This window comes from Vreelandella nanhaiensis, from assembly GCF_003990185.1.
Taxonomy (GTDB): domain Bacteria; phylum Pseudomonadota; class Gammaproteobacteria; order Pseudomonadales; family Halomonadaceae; genus Vreelandella; species Vreelandella nanhaiensis.
Window position 1 is genome coordinate 1 of record NZ_RZHF01000005.1, and the last position, 22,096, is coordinate 22,096.

A 22,096-nucleotide genomic window follows, 5' to 3' on the forward strand; every position below is an offset into this window, starting at 1 on the left:
CCGTTGTCACAACGAATAGAGTGCGGCTTACCACGCCATTCAATGATCTGGTCTAGCGCCCGGATAACTCGTTCAGTAGGCAACGAGATGTCTACTTCGATACCAAGACCTTCTCGGTTAAAGTCGTCGATCACATTCAGTAGACGGTAGCGACGACCGTCGCTCAGTTGGTCATGCATAAAATCCATAGACCAGCTGTCATTAATCGTTTCAGGCACCGCTAAAGGTTCAGGCTTCTCGCGGATTAACCGTTTCTTCGGTTTGATCCGAAGATTCAGCTCCAACTCTCGGTAAATCCGGTAGACCCGCTTATGGTTCCAACGAAAGCCTTTCACATTACGTAGGTGCAGGAAGCACAAGCCAAAGCCCCAGTTTCTCTGGTTATGCGTCAGCGTGATCAACCAGTCGGCGATTTGATCGTTCTCGCCGCGGAGCTTCGCTTGGTATCGATAGCAATTTTCACTGATGCTAAACATCCAGCAGGCTAGGCGGATGCTGACGTGCTTTTCCATGACGGCTTTCTGCGCCATCTCACGGCGACGAGACGGCTTCACCACTTTTTTTCGATGGCTTCCTTGAGGATATCCGCTTTCAATCGTTCCTCGGCATACATCTTCTTGAGCCGTCGGTTTTCATCCTCTAGCTCTTTTAGCCGTGCCATCATGGACGCATCCATACCACCGAATTTAGCTCGCCACTTATAGAAGGTCGCGCTGCTCATACCGTGCTCACGACATAGCTCCGGAACCGGGGCACCGCCTTCGGCTTGCTTGAGGATTGACAGTATTTGGCTGTCAGAAAAACGTGATTTTTTCATGCAGAATCTCCCTGCGTTTAGCTTACGGAAAATTCTACTTTTGAGCACCCTGGTTTTTCGGGGGGATTACCCCAATTCCTTGTAACATTCGCCATATCCTCATAATCCTTAATGAACGTCTAAAGAGTGATATCCGGCATGTCGTGCTCGGCGCCGTTGTCCTTGGCCTGTTTTCTAGTATCACCGGTTGGCGGGAAAATCGCCCCCTGGAGATAGTAAATAATGTTGGCAGAAATTGGGCTTTAAGTTTCCTGACTATAATGTCCTCCTGTTCTTGGTAGGAGCAGCAGGCTACTCACTGACAATAGGAGCCAGCCCCTATTCCTGCAAGCGTAGCCGTGTCGACGGCTCTCAGAATCAACGCCCCCTACCGTTCTGCGTCTGCTTACGATGATAAAGCTTGGCAAACGGCGCCGCCGTCACACCGTGAGTAAGAATCGAGGTAAAGACGATCAGGCTGCCGACCACCCAGGCGATATCATGTCCGGTGCGGCTCGAGATCAGGACGGCATAGAACAGGGCCGACACGCCGATCGGCCCAAACCAGCCCATGACAAATGAAATCCGCTTTTCTCTGACCGGTGGCAAGAGTGGTCTTAGCAGCAGGATTACCGGCAAACGACGCAGCAACAACACAAGAACGGCCAGCAGCACTCCGCTCCAGCCAAGCGCTACCCACTCGGACCAAGGGGCAATCAACCCGAACAGCACGAAAACAGGCAAGGTAAAGAAGAGGTTTACCGCCTCCTGAACATTCTCCTCCTCACTACGTTCCTGGCCGCCAACCACTTGGTCAAAGGCCAGCCCGGCGACAAATACTGCTAGGATACTATTGGTGCCCAGTAGCTTGCCTACACCAAGCACAAGAATCGTCAGCGCCAATGTAATCGCAAGAAAAGAGGGCTGATCGAGATAACTCCTGGCTTCGGCCCACTCCAGCGCACGACCGCTTGCCCAGCCAAGCAGGCCGCCGATAACGATGCTGCCGCCCACCTCCCATAACCAGGTCTTGACGAACCATTCAGACCAGGCCGTTTCCATAGGCACGGTCAGCAATAAAATGGGTAACAGCACCAGCGGATAAGCCAAGCCATCGTTGGCGCCGGACTCAGTAGACAGCAGGTGCCTGAATGGGTCGGGCAGATTTTCCTTTGCCACACCCCCAGTCACGATGGACGAGGCAATGACAGGGTCCGTGGCGCAGATACTGGCCCCAACCAACATCGCTATCAGCCAGGGTAACCCCAGCGTCCAGTAGGTCAGCAATGCACTGATCAGGAACATGGCAGGCATGGCGATCGCCAGCAATACCATCACCGAGCGCCAGTGGGTCAGAGGGAATTTCGAGGGCAGACGCAGAGCAATCCCCATCAGGCTAATTCCCAGCGTCAAGCGCGCTACCTCTTCAAGTATCGCCTGGGTATTGCCCCACTCTTGAGGATGCAACCACCCCAAGCCATCGGGGCTTAGTAGTACGCCCAGCAAGAATGCCAGCAAGGGAGGAGAAAGCCAGGAGCGATCAACGGGACGCGACAACAGGCCCAGCAAGACAATTAACCCTCCCACCGCTGCCAGGGCGACGTTGATATCCTTCATGCTCCGACTCCATATTGTTGTATTGGCTGTCCTCCGTACACCATAGACAAAAGACTCCTAGCCTGCCTTCCCGTTTTCAAAAGGCATGTTAATTACTCAGTGGGCTCTTATAGAGCGCAGTCAGATAAGGCGACCTATACAAGGAAGCGCTAGCGGGCTATTTCCCAAGAGCTAAGTGCCTGCACTGCTAAGCGGCCGTTATGAGTAGTACCACTATAAAAACGACTAAATAACTATTAATTCGTGCAACTTTGTCCGCTGTCACCTACGTTAGAATTTAGAATTCAACTAGAAAATAAAAGACATCAGATTTACTAACGAGATTAAACAGCTGTTCGATAAAATACCGTATCGAGCGTAAACATTGATCTAGTCGACTGGGTAAGCTGGCCTCGTTATTAGTATTGAATAAGCCATGATAGTAGCCCTAATGGGGCTTCTAACACGGCTACGTTAGATAATAAATTTTCTTTTAAATACAAACATAGAGAAATGTGAAAACGCGTTAATGCAAAACGGGCTGCTAATCTAGGAATGAGGTGATACTCATGTACAACAAGGCCTAAATCTTTAGCTTTGGTATATAAGGCTTACTTATGTGGTTTCAGATAATTTTTGTAATTGGATTGGCTATCGTCCACCTTACTGCAGGCAATATTCGCTTTCTTCAAGCCTGGCCGCGCAGTGCCTGGCTCTCATTTGCCGGTGGGATAGCGGTTTCGTATGTGTTCGTGCATGTCTTTCCCGAACTTGAAGAAGCACAGCAAGCCATTGGTGGGCACGGTACTGTGGCTTTTTTGGAGCACCACGCTTATTTAATAGCTCTAGTGGGCCTGATCTTATTTTATGGTCTCGAACATTGGGTCTCGCAGAATAAAGCGCAAACTAGCCCACCTAATACAGAAGCCCATGCCTTGCCGGGCAAACGTATGTTCTGGCTACACATTGGAACATTTGCGCTTTATAACGCTCTAGTTGGCTATCTTTTGGTCTATCGAGAGTCATCATTACATGAATTGGCCTTATATGCTCTGGCCATGGCCTTCCACTTTCTCGTCAATGATTACGGGTTAGTGGCCCGTCATCGCGAGTATTATCTGCGTAAGGGACGTTGGGTGTTGGCGGTAGCGGTCATCATTGGCTGGTGTGCTGGGCAGTGGATTGAAGTAGAAGAGGCTGCGACGAGCATGCTATTCGCCTTCTTGGCAGGAGGAGTCGTACTTAACGTTCTTAAGGAGGAATTACCTGAGGAGCGACAGAGTCGACTATGGCCTTTTGTTCTAGGCGCGGTCCTTTACTCTTTACTCTTACTGGTAATTTAAGTAGAGATTTAGCCCGCAAGGAGGTACTGCATGGTAAACCAAGGTGAGGCTGAGAAGCTGGCGCTATCGCACTAAACAATTCTGTCTTAACGGCACCTGGTTGGTAGGCTGTAGGATGGGAAAATAAAAAAAACCAGCCATAAGGGCTGGTTTTTTAAATTCTGTGGCGGAGAGGGAGGGATTCGAACCCTCGAAGCCTTTCGACTTACACACTTTCCAGGCGTGCTCCTTCGACCACTCGGACACCTCTCCACATTTTGGTTCAATCACATAGGCTGTGCCTTTCGCGACAGAACGGCGCATATACTAGGGTTTAAGCGGCCAAATAGCAAGCCTTTTTCAGAATCAGTGGCTTGCTGATGCTAATCGCTGCCTGGCAGTACGGCATAACTGCCGTGAGCTTCCAGGCAAAGCGCATCACCACAGTAGAGCTGCTGGGTTAGCGCAATGCGGCCTTTGCCGCGTTCGGCAAGTTTTTGGGTGAGTTGTTCAATGCCATCAGGCTCTTCTGGCGTGCATATCAGGCGGTAGTCGCCAGTTACTGGGGCCAGGAAGCGCTGAGTGGCTTGGGCCACTACCACATCACGCGCCATGCCCTGCCCGCGCAGCCAGAGCGTTACCCAGCACCAGCCTTGTAGCGTGGTTTGCGCACTTAGCGCGCCACCAAAGCCGGTGCCTTTGTCATTCAAGTTAGGCATCAAGGCTAGCTGCCAGGTGAGCGACTGGTTATGCAGCGACATGCTTTCAATTCCCAGTGAGCCCACCATGGGAATTGCTTCGCCTAGCCACTTTTGAAAGGCGACCAAATCTTCCTGGCCTTCAGGGAGTGGCAAACGTGGATGCGGCACACCGGGCTGTCGCATGACTATTGCCCCCTTACGTCCAACGTTCTACAAAATCGGCCACGTTGTGCTGGGGCAGCGGCTTATGGCGTCCGCCCAGGTTACCCAGATAGATAAAGGCGACCACTTCATCGTCTTCATCCAGGGAAAGCCCTTTGCGCACAACGGGGTCAAAGGCGTACTTACCGCTACGCCACATGGCACCTAACTCCTGCGCGTGGGCCGCCAGCAAAATGCCGTGGGCGGCGCAGCCTGCGGAAATTACCTGCTCCATCTTGGGAACTTTGGGAAGATCCGGCGTTACCTTGGCGATCACGGCGATAATCATCGGTGCGCGCAGCGGCTTTTTACGCGCTGAATTCAACGTGTCGTCGTCGGCACTGGGGTCTTCCTGGAACTCAGCTTCGGCAAACAGCTCACCCAAGCGCGTACGCCCTTCCCCGGTGAACTCAATAAACCGCCAGGGGCGCAGCTCTTTGTGGTCTGGGGCCCGCAGGGCCGCCTGGTAAATGGCGTCCATCTGCTCGGCAGTGGGTGCAGGATCAGTGAGCTTGCCCATTGAGCTGCGTTCATGAAGAAGCGTGAGTGCATCCATTTGGGTTCCATCCAATCAATCAGTTAGGCACTACTGTAGCGCAGTCGCTTACTGCCTTGCCAGACGCAGCGGGCTTGGCGGCGTAAAGCCTGGCGTAGCGCGCCAGGGGCTGATGTCCAGCCCGCCCCGGCGCACGTAGCGTGCGAGCACCAAAAGCTCGCTGGGTTGGGCGTGCTGCATCAGGTCAGTGAAGATATGCTCAACGCAGTGCTCATGAAAATCCTGGTGCTGGCGATAGCCGATCAGGTAGCGCAGCAGGCCTTCGCGATCAAGCTTCGGGCCTTTATAGCGAATCATTACGCTGCCCCAGTCGGGCTGGCCGGTGACCGGGCAATTGGATTTGAGCAGATGCGAGTGCAGGGTTTCTTCGACCACCTCGTCGCTTACCGCTAGATGGGCGGCACTGGGTGTGTAATCGCTTACTTCGATATCCAGGTCGTCCAGGCAATCACCGGGTAGCGGCTGAGGGGTAAGCTCGGTGTCTTCTACACCTAACAGCTCAACGCTGACCGGGGCACCGGCAGCCGCGCTCAAGTCACGCTTCAATGTTTCAATCACTTCCTCGCGGCTTTCCATACGTGTCTGGTTAAAGCTATTGAGGTAGAGCTTCCAGGATTTGGACTCGATCAGGCTGGGTGACTCAGCGGGCAGGCGAAAACGGGCCACGGCCACGATGGGCTTGCCACGGGCGTTAAGCCAGGAAACCTCAAAGGCGTGCCATTCATCCTCACCCACGAAAGGCAGCTTGCCCTCTTCAATCCCCAGCGGCGCCCGATTGGCGGCGCGGGGGATGGGGAACAAAAGCCCCGCATCGTACTGCTCGGGATAGGCGGAATCGCGCCCCAGGGGCGCGTGCTCTAAGGTATCGGGGCGATGTGCCATAAGGCGGTGCTCTCTTTATAAACGGTATCTTGATAAATGGTAATACGGTTAACTGCGAATGCCTTTGCCACGCTCCAGCATGGTAAGCGCAACGAAAAATAGCACAATGATAAACGCAAAGATGGCCGTCAGCGCCCAACCTACTGGAATATCCGATACGCCCAGGAACCCGTAACGGAAGACGTTAACCATGTATAGGATGGGGTTGAGCATCGATACGCCCTGCCAGAAATTGGGCAGCATGGAGATGGAGTAGAACACGCCTCCCAGGTAGGTCAGCGGGGTCAGAATAAACGTCGGCACGATGGAAATATCGTCGAACTTGTTGGCCATCAGTGCATTGATAAAGCCCCCAAGGGAGAACAGTGCCGAGGTTAATACCACTACCAGCACGGTCAACAAGGGGTGCTCAACGGTTAATCGCGTGAAGAACAGCGATACAATCGTGACGATCAGTCCCACGCCCAAACCACGCGCCATGCCGCCTAGAATAAACCCGGATAGAATTACCCAGTTCGGCATGGGCGATACCATCAGCTCTTCCACCGAGCGCTGAAACTTGTTAGAGAAAAAGCTTGAGGCCACGTTGGAGTAGCTGTTAGTTATCACCGACATCATGATCAGGCCGGGGACGATAAAGTCCATGTAGGAGAAACCGTCCATATCCCCAATGCGCGAGCCGATAAGGTTACCAAAGATGATGAAGTACATCGCCATGGTGATAGACGGCGGCAGCAGCGTTTGCGGCCAGATGCGCGTAAAGCGCTTGATCTCTTTAAGCACCAGCGTCCATAGTGCAACGAGTGTTTGCGTCGCATTCATGCCTGCGCCTCCTTATTCAGTTCGGCGCGCTTATCTATAGCGTTGTTGCCTGCCTCTACCATTGATACGAACATCTCTTCCAGCCGGTTGGCGCGGTTGCGCATGGAAACCACCTGCATCCCCTGCTCGCTTAATACACTGAACACATCGTTCAACTGCTGGCCGCGATGAATCACCAGCGCCAGCTGCGAAGGCTCAACCTGGGTAATTTCAAACCCTTCGATGACGGGTGGTTGGCTAACCGGCTCCGCCAGGTCGAGCAGAAAGGTTTCTGTATCAAGCTCGGCGAGCAGTTCACGTACGCTGGTGTTCCGAACAATTTCGCCATGATTGATGATGGCGATATTGCGGCACAGGCTTTCCGCTTCTTCCAGATAGTGGGTAGTCAGAATGATCGTGGTGCCTTCATCCTGATTGATGCGGCGCATGTATTCCCACATGCTGCGGCGCAGTTCAATATCCACACCTGCCGTGGGCTCATCCAGAATTAACAGCTTGGGGCGATGCATCAGCGCCCGGGCAATCATCAGGCGGCGTTTCATCCCGCCGGAAAGCATGCGCGCGTTGCCATTGCGCTTGTCCCACAGGCCAAGGTCGCGCAGTAGCTGCTCAGCACGTGGCAGCGCTTCGCGGCGGGTCATGCCGTAGTAGCCCGCCTGCGCCAGCACGATATCGAGCACCTTCTCGAACTGGTTAAAGTTGAATTCTTGGGGCACCACGCCCAACTGATACTTGGCCTTGGCGAAGTCTTTATCGATGTCGATACCAAAAATTGACACCTTGCCTTCCGACTTCTGCACCAGTGAACACACAACACCCAAGGTGGTAGATTTACCCGCACCGTTAGGGCCCAGCAACGCAAAAAAATCGCCCTGCTGGACGTCAAGATCGATACCTTTTAACGCTTGAAAGCCGTTGCCATACACCTTGGTAAGGCCACGGATAGACAATGCCGGTTCGGCCATAAAGATGTCCTGTCAGCAAAATAGGGGCACAAAAAATGCGTGAGAAGCAATGATATCGGGGCGTTTACGTAATTTTTCAAGCCAGGTCTGCAAGGCGGAAAAACTTACCTTCTTATCCCCTACGATATTTAGATTCCATGTATTTCTTCAGTAGCATTAGATAATACATAGGCATACATATAGTACTTTAGTATTATCTGTATGCCTTAGTGTTATCAACACTTTGGCATACAAGGGAACAAACACTTATAAATGAGAAAATCACTTAATGAGCACGATCACGCCCTACACTCCAGTCGCTTTAACGAAGCAACCTGTTACCGAAAGCCCACCCACCCAGCCCAAGCGAGGCTTGGCAGCCCTGTCCTTACGCCGCCAACGGCTTATTGGCGTTGCCGTTTTATGGCTCATACTCGCGATTATGATTGCAGTAAACGCCTGGCAAAGCCGAGCGCTGCTTTATCACGAGCGTGAGCAACGTATGGTCACTGCTGTGGATATTGCGATTTCCACTCTGGAGCATTTCGATGAACTCGCCCAACAAGGCGAAATGACCCAGGAAGAAGCGCAAACCCTTGCTTTCGATTCCATTCGTAATGTCCGTTTTGGCAAAGATGATAACTACTTGTTCGCGCTGACGGGTGACTTAAAGATGCTTGCTCACCCAAGCCGCGCAAGAGGTGACGATTTATCAAACGTCACCGACCCACAAGGAACCCTTATCTTCCAGTCCATTCTAGATAGTGCCCAGGCGACAGGCCAAGGCTTTACAGAGTATTACTCCAACTTCGCCCGGGGTAACGATGCAATGCCTTTGGTGCGCACTTATACCGAAGCCTATGCCCCCTGGAATGTATACGTTGCCAGCGGCGTATTTATAGGGGACGTAAGCCAAGCCATCATGAGTCAGCTGATTAAAACCATCATGGTTGGCTTGCTGGCAGGTGCATTAGTCACTCTGGCGTTCTGGGGAATGATTTCCCTGATATTGCGTCGCCTAGGCGGCGAGCCTAGCTATGCAGCGAGCGTTGTCGGGCGTATTGCTCAGGGCGATCTAACCGCGGAGGTCAAGCTAAGCACCAACGATACCAGCAGCCTGCTTTACGATATCCAGCAGATGCGTGACAAACTGCATGCAACGATGCAGGAAATTCATACAACTAGCGCAGCGGTAGATCAAAACTCTGGCGATATTGCGGCAGGTAATCAGGAGCTTTCATCACGCACCGAGCAACAGGCCGCCGCCCTTCAACAAACTTCCGCCAGCATGGAAGAAGTCACCGCTACCGTGCGCCAAAATGCTGAGAACGTTGAACAAGCCAAGGAACTGGTGCGAAGCGCCGGTGACACCTCACAAGTTGGCCAGCAGGCCATTGGCGAGGCCGTTACTTCCATGCAGGAAATCAGTGCCGAAGCGGCCAAAATTTCCGATATTGTTACGCTGATCGACAGTATTGCCTTCCAGACCAACATTCTGGCGCTCAATGCGTCTGTCGAAGCCGCACGAGCCGGTGAGCATGGCCGAGGCTTTGCCGTGGTAGCAGGTGAAGTGCGCCAGCTGGCTAACCGTTCGGCAACGGCCGCTCACGAGATTAAAACGCTAATCAACACATCCAATGCGCAAGTAGATAACGGCGCCTCGCTAGTAACCACCGCCAAAGAGCGCATGCAGCATATCGACCAGCAGATTCAGCGCATCAACGACCTGTTTGCGGACATTACGGCCGCAACCCACGAGCAAACCCAGGGTATCGAGCAGATCAATGTGGCTATCGCCCAGCTTGATCAGTCCACCCAAGATAACGCATCCATGGTTCAGCAGACCGCCAACTCCGCGCACGATCTAAAACAGCGCTCCCAATCGCTTAACAGCATCGTCAATCACTTCACGCTTAATTAAAAGTCAAGCATCACTCCCTACGTTCAGGCAGTTGGGCTGCCTGAACGTAGGCACCCATCAACACATGCATATAAAACACACGCACAGCAAAATGCCGTCAACATGGACGGTAGATAGCGATATATTTTAAATAGAAGGATAAAACGAGAAGAATAACGGAATGAAGCTGTTTACTTGGGCGGGAAAATAGAGCTAACGGGGTTGCCTTGAGACGGGCTGGCGTTCCAACTGTCGACCCTTGCCATACTGGCTAACGCTGTTTACGTGGAGCGGGAAAAGAGATTCGAACTCTCGACCCTCGCCTTGGCAAGGCGATGCTCTACCACTGAGCTATTCCCGCACTCCGATACCCTAACGATGTAATTGGCGTCCCATAAGGGGTTCGAACCCTTGTTACCGCCGTGAAAGGGCGGTGTCCTAGACCACTAGACGAATGGGACGTTTCGTTGCCTCGTCGAGGTGGCGCGTATATTACTCAACGCCTACTTTCATGTCAAGCATCTCTGATTCGATTTAACTCTTTGATAATACCCTACCTTCGATATTGGTTTTGTATATTCACAATGCTCCATAACGGGGCAAATCTAGAACACCCCGCCCTACCACGGTGCAAGGAGCAATTCTTCGCCCCAAAGCTAACGGCTAATTTAATTCATTTTCTTGAAAGCTTGCTTATATAAACGCTCACTTAAGAGAGCTCAATAATTGGCACACTTATTGCTTAACTCCGGCATTCAAACTTTTAAGGATGAATTCATGCCCCTTACACGCCGCTCATTTTTAACCACCGCCGCCACGTCTGCGGCGGGTTTAACGCTTGGCATGCCAAACATTGCCAGCGCCCAGAATACGACCACGTCAAACAACCAAACAACCGGCGCATCGGCTACTCCTTTTCAACCGGGTGATGGCTTCAATACCCAACGCAGTTATGGCGGTGGCAGCTGCGTGGCTCCCCACCATTTAGCGGCCAACGCCGGGCGCGACATTCTCAAGCAAGGCGGCAATGCGGTAGAGGCGATGGTTGCCGCCGCAGCGGCGATTGCGGTGGTCTACCCACATATGAACTCTATAGGCGGCGACGGCTTCTGGTTGATTCACGAGCCCGGCAAGGCCCCGGTGGCGATCGACGCCTGCGGCCCCGCCGCGCGCATGGCTACCCCCGCCTTCTATGAAGGGCAAACGCAGATTCCCGAACGCGGCCCCACTGCGGCCTTAACGATGGCGGGAACAATCGGCGGCTGGCAGGAAGCCCTTAATGTTGCCAAATCGTGGGGCACAGCGCTTCCGCTTTCTACTCTTTTTGAAGATGCCATTCGCTATGGCGAGCAGGGTGTTGCCATCTCGCGCAGTCAGGAGGCCCTAACCCGCCAGCATCTAGAACGCCTTTCTCAAAGCCCAGGCTTCAGCGATACCTTTCTGAGAAACGGCGAAGTCCCTCAGCAAGGCACACGCCTGCAACAGCCACGTCTGGCCGCCACCCTACGTCGCCTGGCCGATGCAGGCCTGGACGATTTTTACCGCGGCGAACTGGCTCAGAGCATGGCGCGAGATTTAAGTACGCTGGGTAGTCCGCTGCGCCTAGAAGATTTCAATGCCTATCGTGCCCAGCGTGTCACTCCGCTTGAAGTCGCCCTGCAAGACGTCACGCTCTATAACCTACCCGCGCCGACCCAAGGCATGGCCTCGCTGATGATTCTTGGTCTTTACGAGCGCTTGGGAGTGGGCGAAGGTGAAAGTTTTGCCCATCTGCACGGCTTGATAGAGGCTACCAAGCGCGCCTTTTTACTGCGTGACCGCTATATCACCGACCCCAACCGGGTCAATATCGACCTTCAAGAACTGCTCAGCGCGGCGCGCCTTGACCGCGAGGCAGCACAGATCAACCCCGCTCGCGCCCTACCCTGGCCACATACCCCTGAGCCCGGGGATACTATCTGGATGGGCACGGTTGATAGCCAGGGCCGTTCGGTAAGCTTTATTCAGAGCGTCTACTGGGAGTTTGGTAGCGGCGTAGTACTGCCTGAAAGCGGCGTGTTGTGGCAAAACCGTGGGATTAGCTTCTCGTTGGACGAGAACAGCCTACGCGGCCTGGCCCCTGGGCGTAAACCGTTTCATACCCTTAACCCGGCACTTGCCAACTTCAACGATGGCCGCACCATGGTCTACGGCACCATGGGCGGGGAAGGTCAGCCGCAAACCCAGGCGGCGCTCTTTTCGCGCTACGCCTTCCACGGTATGCCATTGCAGCACGCGGTGGCCGCCCCGCGCTGGCTTTTGGGCCGCACCTGGGGGGAAAACAGCACCAATTTAAAGCTAGAGTCGCGTATAGACCCAACCATAGCGGCAGAGCTGCGCGCGGCGGGTCACGATGTTGAAGTGCTGGACGCTGCCTACAGCGACACCATGGGCCACGCTGGCGCCATTGTGCGTCACCCAGATGGCCTGATCGAGAGCGCCCACGACCCACGAAGCGACGGCGGCGCGGCCAGCGTATAATTGCCCGTTTGGGTACCGGGCGCTTATGGCCTAAACTGAACCTCATACCGCCGCAGGTGGTCTTTAATGAGCCTTGCCCGAGCGGCAGGGTCTGCTGTCAAACACCATTTAAGGAGGCGCCCATGGCCAAAATCGAAAAATCGCCCGAGCAGTGGCGTGAACAGCTTACCCCCGAGCAGTACCGGGTAGCGCGCGAGAAAGGCACCGAACGCCCCTTCACCGGCGATTATCAGGTTCGCGACGAGCAGGGTATTTACCACTGCATTTGCTGCCATGCGCCACTGTTTGAGAACGAGCACAAGTTTGATGCCGGCTGCGGCTGGCCAAGCTTTGACAGGCCGCTTGGCCGCCACAGTGTCGAAGAGCATCAGGACACCTCCCACGGCATGGTGCGCACGGAAGTGGTGTGCTCCCATTGCGATGCCCATTTAGGGCACGTGTTTCCTGACGGGCCGCCGGAATCTACAGGGCTACGTTACTGCATCAACTCCGTGTCGCTTGAGTTCCATCCTGACGAGTAAGCGATACGGCATAAACGTATAACGAACCCCGGCAAGGCGAGCACCATCTGGTAGAATGGTTGCTCGCTTTTTTATGCCCGTTTTTTTGTGCTTGTAGGAGAAACTCATGCTCGGCTGGTTCCCCGGACATATGAACAAGGCCCGCCGCCAGATAAAGGATGCGCTGCCGGAAATTGACGTGGTCATTGAAGTATTGGACGCACGCCTGCCCTATTCCAGCGCCAACCCGATGCTGGCCGAGCTGACCCGGCACAAGCCGGTGCTGAAAATTCTTTCCCGGGCGGACCTGGCAGACCCCGAGCGCACCGCCGAATGGGTAGCCTTTTTCGATGCCCAGGAAGATACCCGGGCGCTCGCCATCACCACAACCAATACCCGTGAGCTAAAGAAGATCCCCAAGCTTTGTCATGAGTTGGCCGGTGCCGTGCGTGCCGACCGCGACGTTCGGGTGATGGTGATGGGCATTCCCAACGTGGGCAAATCTACCCTGATCAATGGCCTGGCCGGGCGCAAGATTGCCAAAACCGGCAACGAGCCGGCCGTTACCAAGCGCCAGCAAAAGGTGCGTATTGATGGCCGTGTGGCGCTGATCGACACACCCGGGGTGCTGTGGCCCAAGATTGAAGATCAGGCAAGTGCCTACCGGCTGGCGGCAAGCGGCGCAATTCGCGATACCGCCATTGAATACACCGATGTGGGGATTGTTGCCAGTGCTGAACTTGCCAAGCGCTACCCGGCCGAACTTACCGCTCGCTATAAGCTGAAGGCGCTACCCACCTATGAAGCACCTGTGAATACGGATGTTGACGCCGACGGGCCGCAGAGGCCGGATTTCCTTGCCATTGCCGGATTTGACGGTCACGCCATCTTGAAAGAGATTGCCAGTAAACGGGGCGGTCTTCGCCCTGGCGGCGAGGTGGATTTGCACCGCGGCGCAGAAGTGCTGCTTCACGAGCTTCGTGATGGCAAGCTTGGCCGCCTGACACTAGAAACGCCTGACGATATTCCGCCGCCAATTATGCATGATGACGAAGACAATCAAACGCTTTCCGACGCATAATGGATTCATCACCCGGCGCCGTCGTACGGCCATTGGACATCTTTGGATAAATCACTCATGGAAACCTCTCAGCTTCAAACGCCCACTGAGCTTCAGGGTGCACAGCAAGACACTCAGCTTCAACGTCCTGAGCTCAGGAAATCCCATAAGCTGCATAACGTGTGTTATGACATTCGCGGCCCGGTACTCGATCACGCCAAGCGCCTGGAAGATGAAGGCCAGCGAATTCTAAAGCTGAATATTGGCAACCCCGCACCGTTTGGGTTTGAAGCACCTGAAGAGATTTTGCAGGATGTGATGCGCAACTTGCCCACGGCGCAAGGCTACTGCGATTCAAAGGGCCTTTACTCGGCGCGCAAAGCCATTATGCAGGAGTGCCAGCGCAAGGAGATCCCGGGCGTTGGCATTGAGGATATCTATATCGGCAACGGCGTATCAGAGCTGATCGTGATGTGCATGCAGGCGTTATTGAACGATGGCGACGAAGTGCTGATTCCCGCCCCCGACTATCCGCTCTGGACGGCAGCGGCGCATCTTTCCGGCGGCCACGGGGTGCATTACCTGTGCGACGAGCAGGCGGACTGGACCCCGGACATTGCCGATATCCGCACCAAGATCACCAGCCGCACTCGCGCGATTGTATTGATCAACCCCAACAACCCGACCGGAGCAGTGTACCCCCCCGCCGTGGTGCGCGATGTGCTGGCGGTAGCCAAAGAGCACAACCTGGTGGTGTTCTCGGATGAGATCTACGACAAGATTCTTTATGACGGCGTAGAACATACCGCCACCGGCGCGTTAGCAGACGATGACCAGTTAGTGATCACCATGAACGGGCTGTCCAAGAGCTACCGCTGTGCGGGCTTTCGTTCAGGCTGGATGACCATTTCCGGCACGATTGCCAAACAGCGCGCCAAGGATTTCATTCAGGGGCTGACCATGCTGGCCTCCATGCGCTTGTGCGCCAATGTTCCCGCGCAGCACGCCATTCAAACGGCCTTGGGCGGTTATCAGTCGATTAATGATTTAATTCTGCCTGGCGGTCGCCTGCTAGCCCAGCGCGATATCACGGTAGAGAAACTCAACGCCATTCCCGGGGTATCCTGCGTCAAGCCTAAAGGCGCGCTCTATGCGTTTCCACGCCTGGACCCCAGGGTATTCAATATCCAGGACGACCAGAAGTTGGTGCTTGACCTGCTCCTCCAAGAGAAAATCCTGCTGGTTCAGGGCACCGCGTTCAACTGGCCGGAGCCGGATCACGTGCGTATCGTGACGCTCCCCTGGGCAGACCAGTTGGGTGATGCCTTGGACCGGTTTGCCAACTTTCTGTCGCGCTACCGTCAATAACGCGCGAGGCGGCTTGAAACTGCTTTTATGCGTACGTATCTAACCCGTATTCCAGTAACGCATTGATGACCTCTTAGGGAGAACCTGCAACATGATGCGAATAGTGCTGTTTTTAGCCACCAACCTGGCGGTGCTGCTTGTCGCCAGTATTACACTGCGCCTGTTTGGCGTTGAGGGTTACTTACGCAGCCAAGGGATCAACTTTACTAGCCTGTTGATCTTCTGTTTTATCTTCGGCATGGTTGGCTCGCTGATCTCGCTGTTTATCTCCAAGTGGATGGCCAAGCGCAGCACCGGCACGGTGATTATCGAAGTGCCCTCCAACTCCACTGAGCAGTGGCTGGTTGATACGGTGGCCGAACTTTCCCGCGAGGCTGGTATTAAAACGCCCGAAGTGGGCATTTTTCCCGCCCAACAGTCAAACGCCTTTGCTACAGGCTGGAACAAAGATGACGCGCTGGTGGCGGTTTCTGCCGGGCTTTTAAACCGCATGCGCCCTGAAGAAGTGCGCGCTGTCCTGGCTCACGAAATTGGCCACGTGGCGAATGGCGACATGGTAACGCTGGCGCTGATTCAAGGCGTGGTGAATACTTTTGTCATGTTCTTTGCCCGCGTAGTGGCGCACTTGGTGGATGGTTTTCTCAAGAGCCGCAGTGATGGTGAAGGCGGCCTGGGTTTTATGGGTTATTTCGCGGTAGTGATGGTTGCGGAAATCGTCTTCGGCATTGTGGCCTCGGCCATTGTGGCGTGGTTCTCACGCTACCGTGAATATCGCGCCGATGAAGCAGGCGCCCGGCTTGCAGGAACAGGTGCGATGGTCAATGCTCTGGCCCGCCTGAAGGCCGAAACCGAAATGCCGGATCAAATGCCTGACACCTTGCGCGCCATGGCGATCACTAAAGGCCAAACGCGCTCGCTGGTAGAGCAGCTGTTTGCCAGCCACCCGCCGCTGGATGACCGTATCCGCGCACTAAAAGAAGCCGCCTACCGTCAGTAAGTAACACCTCGCGGCATATCAAACCGATCAGGCCCGCGCAAGCGGGCCTGATCGTATCTATAGGCATGTAGGCGTATGGTGCGTCATGACACTCGCGAGACGCAAAAGCCCGCCGCGCTTAGCGGCGCTTCAAGCGCCACCGCATTGCCCGATAGCTGTACATTCAGCGTGGCAAACTCGCGGCGCAAGGGGTAATTCGCCCGGCAGTCGTCAAACCCCTGACGGATGCCCTGCAGAAGCACCTGGCGCTGCAGGCTGTCGTGATCGCGACGTACATCATAAACCGCACGCATACACAGGCGCAGCGCATCCTCAACCGGCAGTGCCTCCTGCACATGAAGCGACGCCAGCACCGGTAACGGGCAAATATCGGCAAACGTGTTTTGTATGGGTCGTTCAGCGTGGCGTGCCAGTGCCTGCTGGATCATCCAAGTGCCGCGCAGCTTGCCATCCAAGCTGTGCCCGGCAATATGCGGCGTAGCCAGGGCGACCAGGTCACGCAAGCTGGCATCGATACCCGGCTCGTTCTCCCACACATCCAACACGGCGGTAATGTCGCCCTTACCCATCAGACGCCCGCGCAGGGCCATTTCATCAATACAGTCACCCCGGCCAGCGTTGAGCAACACAGTGCCTGGCGCAAGCTCATTGATTCGTTGGGCATTAAGCAGTTGATAAGTGGCATGAGGGCCATCCTTCACCAGCGGCGTATGCAGGCAGAGAATATCGCAGCGGTCAATCAGCGTATCCAGCGCTACAAAGCCCTGCCCACCCTCCTGCTCGGCTCTAGGCGGGTCGCACACAAGCGCATTCACCCCCAGCGCGTTCAAGCGAGCCAGCAAGCGGCTGCCCACATTTCCCGCTCCAACCACCCCTACCGTTCGCGAAAGAAGCGGCCAACCAGCGCGCTCAGCCAGCGTTAACAGGCTGCTCAATACGTAATCCACTACGGCTTCAGCGTTGCAGCCAGGGGCACTGGCAAACGCAATATTGCGTGCCGCCAGCGCCGCGTGGTCAATGTGGTCGGTGCCAATGGTGCAAGTACCCACAAAGCGTATCGAACTATTGGCCAGCAGCGCTTCATTGACCTGCGTGATGGAGCGCACAATCAGGGCATCGGCATCCTTGACGTGCTCTGCGTTTATCTCGCGCCCGGGTAGGCGGGTAATCGAGCCAAAATCACCAAAGCAACGCTCGGCGGCGGGTATATTGGCGTCCACAATCAGCTTCACAGCGGTATCCTTTTAGCGATAATGAGCTTTACAATACCGCTCGCCGAGCAGAATTGGAAAAGGCTATTCAAGGCTTTGAAGGGTGGCATCAAAGCGCCTGTACATGAGTAGACCGGCAACAGGACAAATCGTGGGAGTAGGCTTGTGATCGTAAGGTGGGAAACTGACCACGACTATGTGTTGGTCCATATTCATCAGGACATGTTCGGCGACTGGATATTTAGCCGCGCCTGGGGACAAATCGGCACACAGTTTGGCGGACTAAAGCATCAGTTGGCCGACACCCTTGAGCAGGCGCAGATGTGGCTTGAAGACGAAACGACCATTCAGGCATCACGCGGGTTTCGCAAGGTACTGGATGTGGCCGACAACACGCCGGAAGGCCAAGAAGCCATGCGGCAGCTTTCACTGCTTGACCTTTTGTAGGGCTAGGCAGGTAAAGCTCGACAAGCATGCGCTACCCCAGAAAACGCCGCCCGTTGCGCTGATAGGCGTCCTTCGGCGGCGACTCCAGCGCTTCTTCTACTAGCGCTGCAAGCGCGTGCTCATCAAGCCAGCCGCGCTCTCGCAGCCAACCCGCAAGGCGCTCAATTTCAAAGCCCTGCGCAAGCTGGCTGCCCTGGCTATCCACCACAACCGGTATGTATCTGCCGTAACGCTCGATTAATTCATCGTTCTCGCTGATTTCGATGCGCTCGAGCGCGACGTCCTGGTTGGCAAGCGCCGTCAGCAGCGCCTCCACCTGGGTGCACAAGTGACAACCCAGGGTAGTGTAAAGCACCAGCGAAATCACACCGACAGCACCAGGCGCCTAGCCACGATGGCGCAGCAGGAACACGTGGTGCATGTTGGTGCGCCGCTGGAAGTCGGGGTCAAAGGTGCGTGAGGTAATTTCCTCGACCGCATAGCGCTCGCTCAATGTCTCATCAAGCTTGAAGCGCCGCTGATTGTTGGAAAATACCAGTGTCCCGCCAGGAGCAAGCCGGGCCATAGCGAGTTCCACTAGGCGCGAATGGTCGCGCTGCACGTCGAGCGTATCGCGCATCTTCTTGGAGTTAGAGAACGTCGGCGGGTCCATGAAGATCAGGTCAAACTCGGCGCTGGCGGTTTCCAGCCAACGGAAGCAATCATCGCGGGTAACGCGGTGAAGTCTGGGGTCGAGCTTGTTCAAAGCAAAGTTGTCCTTTGCCCACTCAAGATAGGTGTTGGACATATCTACGCTAACGCTGTCGCTGGCCCCGCCCAAGGCGGCCTGAACGGTAGCCGTGGCGGTATAGCAGAACAGGTTCAAGAAGCGCTTGCCACGGGCCATTTCCCCCAGCATACGGCGTACCGGACGGTGGTCCAGAAAGAGCCCGGTATCCAGATAGTCGCGCAGGTTCACCCATAGCCGCGCCTCCCCTTCACGCACTTCAAAGCGCTCGCCACTGGCCTCGCGCTTCTGATACTGGGCGCTGCCCACTTGACGCTCACGGCGTTTGATGTAGACCTTGCTGGCATCGACGCCCAGCGCTTCAGGCAGTACTTCAAGCGCATCGAACAAACGCTTTTGTGCCTGGGCGGGGTTAACAGAGCTAGGGGCGGCGTACTCCTGCACGTGCACGCGGTCGCCATAGCGGTCTACCGCCAAGGCGAATTCGGGCATGTCGGCGTCATACACCCGATAGCAGCTCTCACCGCTCTGTTTCAACCATTTTTTAAGACGTTTCTGGTTTTTAGCCAGCCGGTTGGCAAACATCTGTGCGTTTTCAGATACGTTGGAAGACGCCTTTTGGGGCGCTCCGGCGTCCTGCGTATCCGCCTGCTTCTCAGGCGTGGCATTCTGAACGCCGATATCCATAAGCAGTAGCTTGGCATCCAGGGCGCCGTTCTTGAGCGCGTACTGCTTGTGCGCCCGCAGCCCCAACCGGTGACCCAGATCCGGGTTGCCGGTAAATAGTGCCAACGTCCAGCCAGGGAACAACGCCTTGGCCTTTTCACCTAGCTGTGAATAAAGGCGCACAAGCTCGGGAAGCTCACCCAAACGCTCACCGTAGGGCGGGTTGGTAATCAGCAGCCCGTTCGTTTCCGTAAGCGTTTCTGGCCGGGTTAGCTGGCCAAGGCTCTGGCCGTGCAGGGTAATCAGTGCTGGAATTCCCGCCCGCATGGCATTGGTCTTGGCCGCTGATAACGCTGCCGGGCTTTGATCAAACCCGAGCAGTTGATTCTTGCACCGCTTGCGGCCAATGGAGGCACGTGCTTGTGCCTCGCGCCTCAGCTCAAGCCAAATTGCCTCATCGTGCCCACTCCATCCCTTGAAGCCAAACCGCTCGCGGTCCAGGTTCGGCGCTTGGTCGGCGGCCATTAACGCGGCTTCAATCAGCAGCGTGCCCGCCCCGCATAGCGGGTCAATCAATGGCTCCCCGGCCTTGGCGCGTTCTGGCCAGCCCGCGCGCACCAGCAGTGCGGCCGCCAGGTTCTCCTTGAGCGGCGCGTGCCCTACATCTCGTCGATAACCGCGCCGGTGCAGGCTATCACCTGAAAGATCAATACCCAGTGTCAGGTTGGCGCGGTGCAAATGGGCGTACAGGCGCAGATCCGGCAGCTTGGTATCAATAGAAGGGCGCTCCTGCCCGGCAAGCTGCAGGGAGTCCACCACCCCATCCTTCACCGTTTGTGCACCAAACCGGGTGTGGCGGATATGGTCGCTTCGGCCATGGAAATCCACCGCCAGCGTCTTGCCAACGCTCAAATGCTGTGTCCAGGCAATGCGGGCGACGGCGTCGCGCAACTGCTCGGGGGTTTCGATCATTGATTCCCGGGCTAATAGCAGAATCACGCGGTTGGCAAGGCGCGACCACAGACATACACGGTAGGCAGTGGCTTGGCTTGCGGTGAAATACACACCGGCTACGGTGGTTTTTCCTGGGGTGGCGCCTAACGCTGCCAGCTCATCAGCCAATAGGCCTTCGATGCCCTTCGGGCAGGTGGCCAGCAAGTTCAGGGGGGCATTTTGACTCGTTTCGGTCATAGTCATGGCAGCGCGTAACCGCGCAATATTCCTATATATGGCAAATGTATTTACATCTTATGACAATTTGGGGGTCGACAAGTGCCCCCATCATGATCTAAGAATAAAAGGGTAGCTACATAAAAACGCATGCGTTGCTTGTCTAGGTCATTACTTGACCTAAGGCTTGTTAAGGTTACCACCCGACCGGTTCAGCACGTGAGTGCTAAACATGAGCGTCTGGCGGTTGACCTGCTCTTGAAGTCAGCTCTCGAAGTAGGGCTTATCCATGTCGATTACGCTATGAAGCCATGGATAAAGCGTTCTATTTCTTTTTAAAGGCTTTCATGAAAAGAGGTTAGCCAATGAAACGACAAAAGCGTGACCGCTTCCAGCGGGCCTATGTCCACGGGTACAAGGCAGGTGTTACAGGCCGCTCCCGTGATGATTGTCCCAGTCAAGATATCAATTTACGCGAATACTGGATGAGCGGTTGGCGTGAAGGTCGCGGAGACCAATGGGATGGAATGACCGGCGTTTCCGGTATTCATAAAAACCCATCGGTTATGACCTAACCAGTTATATATTCCTTAATTTTACATTTTGGAACATGAAGCCCGCTTTTTAGCGGGCTTTTTAGTTTTCAAGCCTACTCGCTTTTAAATCCGGCTTAGCGTGCCTTTAATGCGTTGGCACATACATTGACCAGCTTGGGCCCTTGGTAGATAAGCCCTGAATAGAGCTGAACCAGATTTGCACCTGCCGCTATCTTGGCCTTGGCGGTTTCTGCGCTATCAATACCGCCTACACCGATAATCGGAAGCTCAGGCAGGTGCTGGCGTAACAGGCGTATTATCACATTGGAAGGCTCAAACACCGGCTTGCCGGAAAGCCCGCCCGCTTCTTTAGCCTGAGAGTCACTCTGCACCGCATCGCGGGAGACCGTGGTGTTGGTGGCAATCACACCATCGAGCTCGTTGCGGGCAATGCTTTGGGCCACGAGCGCTACTTCGTGCTCGCTCATATCCGGAGCAATTTTGATCAGCAAAGGCACTTTGCGCCTCGCCTCGGTATCCAATCTCCGGCTCTGCGCGCGAATGGGACCAAGCAGGGCATCCAGCTGTTCGCCAAACTGCAGCGTGCGTAGCCCTGGCGTATTGGGCGAAGAAATATTGACGGTGATATAGTCCGCCACTGGATGAACTTCATCTAGGCAGGCCAGGTAATCATCCAGGGCATTGTCTACCGAGGTCGTCAGGTTCTTGCCAATATTGATACCCACGATGCCGTTATAGTGGCGTTTTTTTACCTGAGCCACTAAATGTTTCACCCCTTTGTTATTGAACCCAAAGCGGTTAATGATGGCCTCGTGCCCCGCCAAGCGAAACAGTCGCGGCTTGGGGTTACCCGGCTGGGCCTTGGGGGTTACCGTGCCCACCTCCACAAACCCGAAGCCCAGTGCGCCCAGCGCATCCAGGTGGTCGGCATTTTTATCCAGCCCCGCCGCCAAGCCCACCCGGTTGGCAAACCGCAGCCCCATCAACTCGACAGGATCATCGACGGCTTTACCTACCAAAGGCGTTACGCCCCCTACCCGATGCAACGCATCTAACGTGCCCAAGGCCATGCCGTGCGAGGCTTCGGGGTCAATACGAAAGAGCAGCGAGCGGGCAAGTGAGTACATCAACGAGGTCTCTCTTAAAAGGTGGG

General features: G+C 55.1%; 19 protein-coding genes, 3 tRNA genes and 1 pseudogene. 9 read left to right on the plus strand and 14 right to left on the minus strand.

What is annotated here, in order from left to right:
• Window positions 1-817 (minus strand): annotated as a pseudogene (locus ELY38_RS03615) (IS3 family transposase); the annotation flags it as partial.
• Between the two features lie 357 nt (window positions 818-1,174).
• Window positions 1,175-2,413 (minus strand): putative sulfate exporter family transporter, encoded by a 1,239-nt coding sequence (locus tag ELY38_RS03620; RefSeq protein WP_127060153.1) that lies wholly within the window; start codon window positions 2,411-2,413, stop codon window positions 1,175-1,177.
• Window positions 2,414-3,009: 596 nt separating this feature from the next.
• On the opposite strand from ELY38_RS03620, the gene ELY38_RS03625 reads away from it, so the two are divergent.
• Window positions 3,010-3,735 carry a ZIP family transporter gene (locus ELY38_RS03625; RefSeq protein ID WP_127060154.1) on the plus strand — a complete coding sequence of 242 codons (726 nt, stop codon included), beginning with the start codon at window positions 3,010-3,012 and terminating at the stop codon, window positions 3,733-3,735.
• Between the two features lie 164 nt (window positions 3,736-3,899).
• Here ELY38_RS03625 and ELY38_RS03630 read toward each other — a convergent pair.
• The 6 genes from ELY38_RS03630 to ELY38_RS03655 all read right to left on the minus strand — a co-directional run bounded on the left by ELY38_RS03630 (window position 3,900) and on the right by ELY38_RS03655 (window position 7,841).
• Window positions 3,900-3,987 (minus strand) — tRNA-Ser (locus ELY38_RS03630).
• Between the two features lie 110 nt (window positions 3,988-4,097).
• Window positions 4,098-4,598: a YiiD C-terminal domain-containing protein gene (locus ELY38_RS03635; RefSeq protein ID WP_127060155.1), complete on the minus strand. Its 501-nt coding sequence runs from the start codon at window positions 4,596-4,598 to the stop codon at window positions 4,098-4,100.
• A gap of 13 nt (window positions 4,599-4,611) precedes the next feature.
• A complete protein-coding gene (locus ELY38_RS03640; protein ID WP_127060156.1) occupies window positions 4,612-5,172 on the minus strand; it encodes a nitroreductase family protein in 561 nt (186 codons plus the stop codon).
• 48 nt (window positions 5,173-5,220) lie between these two features.
• On the minus strand, window positions 5,221-6,054 hold the full coding sequence (gene queF / locus ELY38_RS03645) for an NADPH-dependent 7-cyano-7-deazaguanine reductase QueF (RefSeq protein ID WP_127060157.1): 834 nt from the start codon (window positions 6,052-6,054) through the stop codon (window positions 5,221-5,223).
• Between the two features lie 48 nt (window positions 6,055-6,102).
• The gene (locus ELY38_RS03650) at window positions 6,103-6,876 is read right to left on the minus strand and encodes an ABC transporter permease (protein ID WP_127060158.1); all 774 of its coding nucleotides are present in this window, start codon (window positions 6,874-6,876) and stop codon (window positions 6,103-6,105) included.
• Window positions 6,873-7,841, minus strand: a complete 969-nt coding sequence (locus ELY38_RS03655) for an ABC transporter ATP-binding protein (protein WP_127060159.1) — start codon at window positions 7,839-7,841, stop codon at window positions 6,873-6,875. The genes ELY38_RS03650 and ELY38_RS03655 overlap by 4 nt, the downstream gene beginning before the upstream one ends.
• Window positions 7,842-8,109: 268 nt before the next feature.
• Between ELY38_RS03655 and ELY38_RS03660 the strand changes: the two genes are divergently transcribed.
• On the plus strand, window positions 8,110-9,741 hold the full coding sequence (locus tag ELY38_RS03660; RefSeq protein WP_127060160.1) for a methyl-accepting chemotaxis protein: 1,632 nt from the start codon (window positions 8,110-8,112) through the stop codon (window positions 9,739-9,741).
• Between the two features lie 265 nt (window positions 9,742-10,006).
• Here ELY38_RS03660 and ELY38_RS03665 read toward each other — a convergent pair.
• Together ELY38_RS03665 and ELY38_RS03670 are read right to left on the minus strand one after the other, a co-directional pair.
• Window positions 10,007-10,081, minus strand: a tRNA-Gly gene (locus ELY38_RS03665).
• Window positions 10,082-10,105: 24 nt separating this feature from the next.
• A tRNA-Glu gene (locus ELY38_RS03670) sits at window positions 10,106-10,181 on the minus strand.
• A gap of 316 nt (window positions 10,182-10,497) precedes the next feature.
• Between ELY38_RS03670 and ELY38_RS03675 the strand changes: the two genes are divergently transcribed.
• The 5 genes from ELY38_RS03675 to htpX all read left to right on the plus strand — a co-directional run bounded on the left by ELY38_RS03675 (window position 10,498) and on the right by htpX (window position 16,165).
• Window positions 10,498-12,240: a gamma-glutamyltransferase family protein gene (locus tag ELY38_RS03675; RefSeq protein ID WP_127060161.1), complete on the plus strand. Its 1,743-nt coding sequence runs from the start codon at window positions 10,498-10,500 to the stop codon at window positions 12,238-12,240.
• A 122-nt stretch (window positions 12,241-12,362) separates the two neighbouring features.
• Complete coding sequence (msrB, locus tag ELY38_RS03680; protein ID WP_127060162.1) at window positions 12,363-12,761, plus strand: peptide-methionine (R)-S-oxide reductase MsrB; 399 nt, start codon at window positions 12,363-12,365, stop codon at window positions 12,759-12,761.
• Window positions 12,762-12,867: 106 nt separating this feature from the next.
• Complete coding sequence (ylqF, locus tag ELY38_RS03685) at window positions 12,868-13,821, plus strand: ribosome biogenesis GTPase YlqF (RefSeq protein ID WP_127060163.1); 954 nt, start codon at window positions 12,868-12,870, stop codon at window positions 13,819-13,821.
• 57 nt (window positions 13,822-13,878) lie between these two features.
• Window positions 13,879-15,168 (plus strand): pyridoxal phosphate-dependent aminotransferase, encoded by a 1,290-nt coding sequence (locus ELY38_RS03690; protein ID WP_246009063.1) that lies wholly within the window; start codon window positions 13,879-13,881, stop codon window positions 15,166-15,168.
• Between the two features lie 91 nt (window positions 15,169-15,259).
• Window positions 15,260-16,165 carry a protease HtpX gene (htpX, locus tag ELY38_RS03695; protein ID WP_127060164.1) on the plus strand — a complete coding sequence of 302 codons (906 nt, stop codon included), beginning with the start codon at window positions 15,260-15,262 and terminating at the stop codon, window positions 16,163-16,165.
• A gap of 83 nt (window positions 16,166-16,248) precedes the next feature.
• Here htpX and pdxB read toward each other — a convergent pair whose 3' ends face one another.
• The gene (pdxB, locus tag ELY38_RS03700; protein WP_127060165.1) at window positions 16,249-17,397 is read right to left on the minus strand and encodes a 4-phosphoerythronate dehydrogenase PdxB; all 1,149 of its coding nucleotides are present in this window, start codon (window positions 17,395-17,397) and stop codon (window positions 16,249-16,251) included.
• 144 nt (window positions 17,398-17,541) lie between these two features.
• Here pdxB and ELY38_RS03705 point away from each other — a divergent pair, with 144 nt between their 5' ends.
• A complete protein-coding gene (locus ELY38_RS03705) occupies window positions 17,542-17,823 on the plus strand; it encodes a hypothetical protein (protein ID WP_126951371.1) in 282 nt (93 codons plus the stop codon).
• A gap of 31 nt (window positions 17,824-17,854) precedes the next feature.
• On the opposite strand, the gene ELY38_RS03710 is transcribed toward ELY38_RS03705, so the two are convergent.
• Window positions 17,855-18,190, minus strand: coding sequence for a glutaredoxin family protein (locus tag ELY38_RS03710; RefSeq protein ID WP_127060166.1), 336 nt, complete (start codon window positions 18,188-18,190; stop codon window positions 17,855-17,857).
• An 18-nt stretch (window positions 18,191-18,208) separates the two neighbouring features.
• Complete coding sequence (gene rlmKL, locus ELY38_RS03715) at window positions 18,209-20,407, minus strand: bifunctional 23S rRNA (guanine(2069)-N(7))-methyltransferase RlmK/23S rRNA (guanine(2445)-N(2))-methyltransferase RlmL (protein ID WP_127060450.1); 2,199 nt, start codon at window positions 20,405-20,407, stop codon at window positions 18,209-18,211.
• Window positions 20,408-20,751: 344 nt separating this feature from the next.
• Here rlmKL and rmf point away from each other — a divergent pair, with 344 nt between their 5' ends.
• Window positions 20,752-20,961, plus strand: coding sequence for a ribosome modulation factor (gene rmf / locus ELY38_RS03720; RefSeq protein WP_127060167.1), 210 nt, complete (start codon window positions 20,752-20,754; stop codon window positions 20,959-20,961).
• 95 nt (window positions 20,962-21,056) lie between these two features.
• On the opposite strand, the gene ELY38_RS03725 is transcribed toward rmf, so the two are convergent.
• Window positions 21,057-22,070: a quinone-dependent dihydroorotate dehydrogenase gene (locus ELY38_RS03725; RefSeq protein WP_127060451.1), complete on the minus strand. Its 1,014-nt coding sequence runs from the start codon at window positions 22,068-22,070 to the stop codon at window positions 21,057-21,059.
• Window positions 22,071-22,096: the final 26 nt, after the last annotated feature.